Source organism: Pseudomonas sp. MF6755 (genome assembly GCF_016405635.1).
GTDB classification, from domain to species: Bacteria; Pseudomonadota; Gammaproteobacteria; order Pseudomonadales; family Pseudomonadaceae; genus Aquipseudomonas; species Aquipseudomonas haemolytica.
Genome location: NZ_JAEKDA010000041.1, coordinates 1 through 6775 on the forward strand (window position 1 = coordinate 1; position 6775 = coordinate 6775).

Annotated in this window: 6 protein-coding genes; 2 read left to right on the plus strand and 4 right to left on the minus strand. The window is 50.9% G+C overall.

What is annotated here, in order from left to right; genetic code table 11:
• Positions 1-109: 109 nt before the first annotated feature.
• A complete protein-coding gene (locus tag JFT66_RS29495; RefSeq protein ID WP_233097229.1) occupies positions 110-970 on the minus strand; it encodes a hypothetical protein in 861 nt (286 codons plus the stop codon).
• A 2-nt stretch (positions 971-972) separates the two neighbouring features.
• Entirely contained in the window at positions 973-2091 is a 1119-nt protein-coding gene (locus JFT66_RS29500; RefSeq protein WP_170036594.1) for a nucleoid-associated protein, read from the minus strand.
• A gap of 410 nt (positions 2092-2501) precedes the next feature.
• Here JFT66_RS29500 and JFT66_RS29505 point away from each other — a divergent pair, with 410 nt between their 5' ends.
• The gene (locus JFT66_RS29505; RefSeq protein ID WP_170036592.1) at positions 2502-4289 is read left to right on the plus strand and encodes an ATP-dependent nuclease; all 1788 of its coding nucleotides are present in this window, start codon (positions 2502-2504) and stop codon (positions 4287-4289) included.
• Positions 4286-5575: an ATP-binding domain-containing protein gene (locus tag JFT66_RS29510; RefSeq protein WP_170036590.1), complete on the plus strand. Its 1290-nt coding sequence runs from the start codon at positions 4286-4288 to the stop codon at positions 5573-5575. Before JFT66_RS29505 ends, JFT66_RS29510 begins: the two co-directional genes overlap by 4 nt.
• A 9-nt stretch (positions 5576-5584) precedes the next feature.
• Here JFT66_RS29510 and JFT66_RS29515 read toward each other — a convergent pair whose 3' ends face one another.
• Together JFT66_RS29515 and JFT66_RS29520 are read right to left on the minus strand one after the other, a co-directional pair.
• Entirely contained in the window at positions 5585-6409 is an 825-nt protein-coding gene (locus JFT66_RS29515) for a MarR family transcriptional regulator (RefSeq protein WP_170036588.1), read from the minus strand.
• 257 nt (positions 6410-6666) lie between these two features.
• Positions 6667-6775, minus strand: a 109-nt coding sequence (locus tag JFT66_RS29520; RefSeq protein ID WP_146427598.1) for an IS3 family transposase, incomplete at its 5' end; no start/stop codon positions are given.

Sequence of the window (6775 nt, forward strand, 5' to 3'; positions counted from 1 at the left end):
CGGGTTTGCTTGCGCTTGCCAGCGTACTCGGCGTCGGCGAAGGTCATCTGCTTCATCGGGAAACTCGGTGGGTGGGGTCGCGGTATTTTGCCAAATCAGAAAGTCTTTTTCAGAGTTTCCCTAACGATATCGGGAGGGCGAGCATCTTGCCGGCAATGTCTCCCAGCACTCCACTCAGCTTGGTGCCATAGTCGATTTCAGCCTGGGCCACTTCACGACGAACCCGCTCAAACGAGAAGCTATAGACATACGTTTGGAGATTGGCGCGGTAAGTGGCCAAGACCTCTCGCCACTCCCGCACGATCACCAGAAGCAAATTCGGCTCGCTTTCGAACTTCTCGATGACGCTCGCGACGGCCATCCGAATCATCAATTTTCGTTCAGAGAGGTGCGCCTTGTTTTCATTTTTCCGATTGAGAATTTCTTCCAATAAGCTCAAGTGGTTAAGTTCATAATCGAGCACTTTGACGTCGACCTGAGTAGGCAGCAGAAATGTTCTCGGAGGCTTCGCCCCATCAGGTGGTAAGGCAAAAAATAGGTTATAGCCGTCCGGGCTACTGTCTTTGTCAACGCCGATCGCTAGTAGCGCAAGCAACTCAATTAACCGACAGACGCACCTGAGAGACTTAATCTCCGGGGGTTCAATATCATCGCTGTCTGCCCAGCGAAGCTCAGTGATGTAAACATTGCTCGGAAATTGCCCCTTGCCCAACGAACCATTTCGCGCGACAAACTCGGTCAGGCTGCTGTAAAAATGGCCCGACTCATTCGATGGCAAGCGAAATTCAATTTCAAGAAAGTCTGCCTCGTCAGAAAGATGCTCAAACTTTCCATAGGCAGCCGGCAACTCATCACACATTCGTAATGCGCTAATGATTTCGGCCGTTGGCGCTCCCTCGTAACTGACGACCCCGTCTTCAATGGTGGGTGCTCCAAGGGCACGGTAGAGGGCTACCACATGAGAGAACATTTTCAGCCGTTCCTTGCCAGCAGTTCTTTCTCGACCACATCAATCAGCTCGGTCGTCATGTTGGACAGGGTCAACTTCTTCCGAACTTCATCGTAATAGACGTCTGCGGCGGGATCCTTTCCAAGCGCTCCGCGTTCGAACTGCAACGACCAATTGGAAGCATCTCCTTTGATCCGAGTCTTCTCCTTCAGCGTTTTAGCGTTGACCGTAAAGTCGTCAGGAACCTTGTTTTTTTCACTGTTCAAATAATCTTTCAGGCCTGCGATTTCATCAACTAGGTCAGCAGGAACATGAGCGACGGCGGCGTGAACAATGGAATCCAATCGTGCTGACTTGCCTGCTGCCAATTGCACTTCTAGATATTTGATTACCGCTTCTTTAGCCCTGTAGCCGAAGCTTTTTAAAGATTTGTTGTCGCGAAAGAACTTGGCTACGTTATCGATAGCATTTTTCGTAGCACGCCCCGAAGCCACGCCTTTTGCACAGCCCAATGCAGAGATGAAGTAGTCAGACGCCTGACTGTCGCGGCCACGACTAATGAAACATAGATAGGTGGAGTCGGCTTCCTCTGCCATCTCACTTTCGGGTGTTGGGGCAGCAGCCATAGCCTGAATGGCGACAAAGCTCCCCAAGTTGATCCGAGCAGCTTGCTGAACTTTGTTCAGATCTACTTCCTGAATCTCTTTTGGGACATAGTTTTCGTCCAACTGAATGCCACCACGCTCCTTCATGCTAGCGACGAGGAAAAAATTGGAAGCTCCGGAGGAGTACTGGGCGCATAGAATATGTCCGCCGGTCGACAGCACCTGAGTACCCGCCTGCTCTACCAGTTGATCCATGGCCAAGTGAGTCAGATCGATGAACTGGGCCTCATCATCCTGTACGGCTACAAACTCGGTGAAACGTCCAGGAAATGGACCTTGCCGTTCATCATTGGCGAACTGGCCGTAGACCACACTGTTGCCTTCTTTGCCGATGAGACCGTGAATCCCATTCACCAGAAATTGTAATGCTGGGTTTTCGGTATTGAGTACCACATCCTTTTTCACCACATCGGAGATAAAGCTCGTTTTCGCCAGCTTTTTGAAACTGTGAATGATGGCGGTTTTCAGTGTAATCATGGGTCGAATTCCGTTCCGATAGCATCAATATGGAATCACTGAAAATAACACCTTACCCAACAAACTTCAGGGCTTATCTCGACACACTTAAGCGAGGAAGGGAATCCATGCCTACCCCTTGAGCGTAGCCGAGATTGCGACACAACTGTACATACATACAGCAAAATTATCCATGCCGTTCGTCCTGTCTGAATAAGGAGGTAACCCCCAAGCTCATTCCAGAGCTGAAGTGGTGCCGGCAAACATTACGTCCGAGAAATCAACTCAGGCACGATCCCCCCAAAATGGTCATCAACTGAAATTAGGACTACTCCGAATCTCTCCTATATTGACTACTTCGGAGGTCGACATGGCTCTGCCGCCGGAAAGGAAATCTTCTCTATTCGCTCGTTCAGTCCAAAGGAAATGTGATGAGAGTAGCGATCTTGGATATCCAAAATTTCCGCGGTATCCGTGCAGGAAGCGTTCACTTTAAAGACCATCCTGTGCTGATCGGGGCTAACAACACCGGAAAAACTACGGTGATAGAGGCATTGACGCTTCTTCTAGGAAGGGAGCGGATGATCAGGGAACTCACCGAACATGACTTTTACGGTTCAGATCCCCAGCCTGCCGACCGAATAAAGCTTATAGCCACAATCACAGATTTTCCTTCCGAAGACCCTTATCAGAATACCGATTGGTTTAGAGACGGCAGAGGCGTGCCTAAATGGCTGGACGAAGCCAACGGTACGATCAGCGCGGTTCGCACCGAGGAGGCATCGAAGCTTTGCTGCCAAATCGGCGCTCAAGCTTATTTCGACCGCGACTCACTCTCGGTCGAGATGGTTCGTTACTTCCACGATCACGATAGCCCGATGGATCCCTTCGCCGACGACTCGCCCGTTGGCGTTCCTCCACGCTTGATAAAAGAGATTGGGTTTTATCTCGTACGAGCGAGCCGTACCTGGGACAAGGTTTTTACATGGGGGAGTGAGCTTTTCCGGCGTACGCTGCAAGTAGCCGCAGCGCAACCGTCCGAAGCCATTTTAGCCGAGCGTGATCGGCTTAGGCGTCCGGAGGCCCCAATCGAGAACGATGATCGAATTTCACCACTGATCCAGAACGTCAACGCTGAGTTAGCGAGATGCATACCGAATGCACCCCATGTTCAACTGCGGGTGACGAGTACTGATAGCCGATCACTCCTAGACTCTGTCGCAGCACATTTCGCTGTCGTCGGAGGACTAGGCGTACCCGCCGCAAGACAAGGCAGCGGTTTGGTGTCTCTGCAAGGTTTATTACTACTTCTGGAACTAGGTCGAGGTCGTGCAGCAGAAGGTGAAGGATTTCTAATGGCCTTGGAGGAGCCCGAGCTTCATCTGCCCCCGGCAGGTCAGCAGCAGCTGGTACAACGAGTGCAAGCACTTTCGACCCAAACCTTCATTACTACGCATTCCCCATTGATCGCTGCGGTATCAGATCCAACCTCTGTATTGATTCTGCGAAATGTCGACGGTCATCTTTCGGCCCTCCCTTTTTTATCAGAGCCGTTGCTACCAAATGCTCAGAATTGGAAGAGGAAGTTTTTTCAGCAAAGTCGCGTGGATGTCCTGTCGGCTTTAATGCACCCGTGTGTATTGGTGCCTGAGGGTCGTGCTGATTTCCTGTTACTGAAAACGGTGCTACGACCTTTGATGTTGTCCGAGGGTTGGTCCACGAGCATGCCATCTATGTTTGGATTGGAGGTCGGCGTCGTACCCACTGAGGATGCCAAAGTGGTCGAGACGTTCCAGTTACTGTCAGCCACTCATAACAAGGTCTGCTGCCTGGTGGACGGCGACAGAGACGGTAAACGCTATATCTCAAGCCTTCTGGCAGAGCCCACTGCTCCCTCATCAGTAATACGGTGGGCTGACGACGAAATGATCGAAGACGCCATAGGCTGGATTTTGGCTGCGGATGAAGACGACGTAGTTGGGAGGCTTACGGAGTTGACGGAGGTTGCCCCCTCGACTGTGTCCGACATCGTCACCCACTTAAAAAATAAAAAAGTGGACGTGATCTGCTACGAGTCGGTGGCAGACGCGATAGTTAACTCACCTCTCTGCCGTGCCAGAGCAGCAGAGTTGTTCAGCTGTTTGGCTATGGCGTGCGCGGGAACTGCTAGCGCCCATTTCGCCGCCGACCCAGAGGGTGTCTGGGTATTCCAACCATGACAATTCAATCTTTTTCCGGCGCGGCGGGTTGTGGAAAGACTCATCAGTTAATGGCAAACCTAGCCGCGAGATTGGAAAGACAGCCTCTACAGGCGTTTCAAAAAGTTTTGGCGTTGACCTTTATGCATGGGTCGCGGAGGCGTTTGGACGACCGATTGGGCGATGTCGACCTTCTACGTCGGCAGTACGAGTGCACAACAATCGATGGATTCGCTTGGAGAATCGTCAGTAGATGGCAAGCACTAATAACCCAATTAGAGATGGGGCATCCAAGAGTCAATGATTATGAAGCGGTGTGTCAGATCGCCGCTGATCTCCTTTCTCACGATATCGTTGTCCGCTGGATCGCCGCGACGTATCCCATTGTGGTCGTGGATGAAGCACAAGATCTCACGCCAAACCGACTGCGGATAGTGCAGGCAATGGCTCCCCATGTGGACCTTCTAATTGCTGCAGATGAGTTTCAATGTCTCATCGAGGAGCTACGTCCTAATCCAGCCTGCGATTGGTTAACTGCTGTTGGCCACGACGCACTTCTTCAGCAGCCTAGGCGCACCTCAGATCGTAATCTCCTTGCCGCCGCCGGTGCTATCCGATCAGCACAGGCTCCAGCATCAAATGGGCTCTTTAAGATTTTCCACACACCCACACCGGCTCTCGCCGCTTCATACGTTTCTAATGGCATTGGTTGGAATAGAGGGGGGAATCGGGTCGCGATTATCACCCCAACAATGGGGCAATTTGCCCACGGCATCCTCACATGGGTCGCCACCCGAACAACAGGCAGAGGAAACGGCCCCTACAACATAATTCTGGAAGAGTCAGAGACCAAGCTTGCAGACACATTCGTTGACGATCTGGCTCTGCCGGACCAAGCCACATTGGCGGAAGCTTTCGCATTGATGGCGGAAAAACCTGCACCGATTGCTCAAGACTTCGTGCGTTGGCTAGAGAAACAGCGTCGGACTAAGGGAAGGACGCATGTCCTTCGCGAAGAAATGGAGGACACCATACGGCACTCATTTTCAAACCAACGACGTCTAAGCTCACGAGATGGGCCAGGTATTCGAGCGCTAACCGTTCATGGAGCAAAAAACAGAGAATTTGATCTAGTTATTGTGCTTTGGCCTGCGGCAATTCGTGGAAATGACGAGCAGCAGAGACGGCTACTTTATAATGCCGTTACCAGAGCAAAGCACCAGTGTCTGGTACTAGTACAACTCCCGAGAGCAATGATACTTCCTCCTTTCTCCGTTCGAGAGGAGTTAGCTTTAAACGAGAACTAGCTCCTAGCACTACGTAACTTTAGGTGAGGTTGAGACAAAAAGATTAGCTGCCGCAATGTCAGCAGCACCAGGACGATTTTTATGAATCGAGCTTTGAGGTATCTCAAATTCGTCTGCCTTAGTCCACCGAACTCCGAGTCCGCGAACCAGATAGCGGTTCGTTCTAGAAAAATCAGATGCCTCTGAAAAGTCACCCTGTCTGAATGAAATCATTCTCAGATCGTACAATCGCGTAATGGCATCCGCGATGTGGTGTCTCTTAACACCGGTAATCAGCGCTAACCGGTCATAGGACAGCATAGCGATGCCACCTCGATTTGAGTCCCTGTACGCAAGCAAGGCGATGTACACCTTTAATGCCGACAATGACGCTCTGCTGAAGTTGAACTCAGTGAGCATGAGAATCTTGGCGCCAAACGAGCCATCGTAGAGCCAGCGTTTCGGGATTTTCGCCCAACTTTTACTTTCAAGCCAGCCGCAAATCAGGATGCTCGACCCCTTCCTGAGGGCCTGTGCTTTTCGCTGGATAAGCCCCTCTACTTCTAGTCGCGTCAACGCCTTCGCAACAGTTGGCCGAGACAAGCCAGTGAGCCGAATCAGCTCCTCATAAGTCACGCTCGCATTTCCAGTTATGAAATCTGCTCGACAGCACAGCGCTAGGTAAAGCTTGAGCGAGGAAATGCATGCGTTTCTTGCGGACTTATCCTCCTTCAACCACATCGACTTTACCGAATAGGACTCATCCGCAAAGTTGACGAGTTCGCCTGCACGTATCCAATCGACAGGCATTTTGGCCCATTCAGACACAGGACGACCCATTTCGACTTCGCTCATTTCGACCTCCACGCATGCATCAGCAAACCAGCACTCAGAAGCAAGATACAGCACAACGCTAGCTTCAACGGATCAGCCGAGAGCGCTTTATCAATCACAAACAGGACGGAATTCATTGCCTGGAACCTCAAAAAAATGGCTACAGGAGAAACGCTAACGCCAAGCGCAGTTGCTATCTAGATATAGGCGCCTATCAAATCTTACATAACTATCTGTTAAATATGAAAATATAGGCAAACTGAATCGCCCCGGATTCTCTAGACACCTTGCAAGCTCATTGCGTAACGCTTTTCAAACTCTACCGGTGACAGCTGATTGTTGAAACCATGGCGGCGTTTTACGTTGTAGAACATCTCGATGTAATCG

Bases quoted from the DNA above. Each gene is read 5' to 3' on its own strand.
- JFT66_RS29495 (WP_233097229.1), bottom strand. From the start codon at position 970: ATGTTCTCTCATGTGGTAGCCCTCTACCGTGCCCTTGGAGCACCCACC.
- JFT66_RS29500 (WP_170036594.1), bottom strand. From the start codon at position 2,091: ATGATTACACTGAAAACCGCCATCATTCACAGTTTCAAAAAGCTGGCG.
- JFT66_RS29505 (WP_170036592.1), top strand. From the start codon at position 2,502: ATGAGAGTAGCGATCTTGGATATCCAAAATTTCCGCGGTATCCGTGCA.
- JFT66_RS29510 (WP_170036590.1), top strand. From the start codon at position 4,286: ATGACAATTCAATCTTTTTCCGGCGCGGCGGGTTGTGGAAAGACTCAT.
- JFT66_RS29515 (WP_170036588.1), bottom strand. From the start codon at position 6,409: ATGAGCGAAGTCGAAATGGGTCGTCCTGTGTCTGAATGGGCCAAAATG.